General features: G+C 67.1%; 2 protein-coding genes. One reads left to right on the top strand and one right to left on the bottom strand.

Annotated features, from left to right (window positions below; all coding sequences use genetic code 11):
• Positions 1 to 222: LysR substrate-binding domain-containing protein (locus AC1DN0_RS41255; RefSeq protein WP_477146631.1), on the top strand; the 222-nt coding region annotated here is incomplete at its 5' end.
• Positions 223 to 269: 47 nt separating this feature from the next.
• Here the strand turns inward: AC1DN0_RS41255 and AC1DN0_RS41250 are convergent.
• Positions 270 to 614: Bax inhibitor-1/YccA family membrane protein (locus AC1DN0_RS41250; RefSeq protein ID WP_477146630.1), on the bottom strand; the 345-nt coding region annotated here is incomplete at its 5' end.

The following is a 614-nucleotide window of genomic DNA, read 5'->3' as shown; positions in this document are numbered from 1 at the left end:
GGGCAGGGCATCGCGGCGTTCACCCGCCTGACCGTGCAGGACGACCTGCTGCACGGGCGACTGGTGCGCGTGCTGCCCCAGCACCACGCGGGCCGCCGGCACTACTACGCGGTGTACCCGCACGCACGCCAGCTGGCGCCCAAAGTGCGCGCGCTGGCCGAGTTCATGGCCCGCCATTACGCCGCGCTCCAGCACGGGCGCCCGGTGATCCCGGAGGCATGAAAAAGGCGCCTTGCGGCGCCTTCGTCATATCGCGTCGTGAGCGTGGCTCAGCGCTGCTGGATCTTCGACAGCAGGCGCAGGAATTCCACGTACAGCCACACCAGGGTGACCATCAGGCCGAACGCGCCGTACCACTCCATGTACTTCGGCGCGCGGGCGTCGGCGCCGGTTTCGATGAAGTCGAAGTCCAGCACCAGGTTCAGTGCGGCCACCACCACCACGAACAGGCTGAAGGCGATGCCGAGCCAGCCACCCTGGTGGATCATCGGCACGTTGATGTTGAAGAAGCTCAGCACGAACGAGGCCAGGTACAGCAGCGCGATGCCGCCGGTGGCCGCGACCACGCCCAGCTTGAAGTTCTCGGTGACCTTGATCAGGCCGCTGCGGTAGAC

The organism is Cupriavidus sp. 05N39 (genome assembly GCF_056397325.1).
This window is presented reverse-complemented; position numbering and strand designations above follow the sequence as displayed.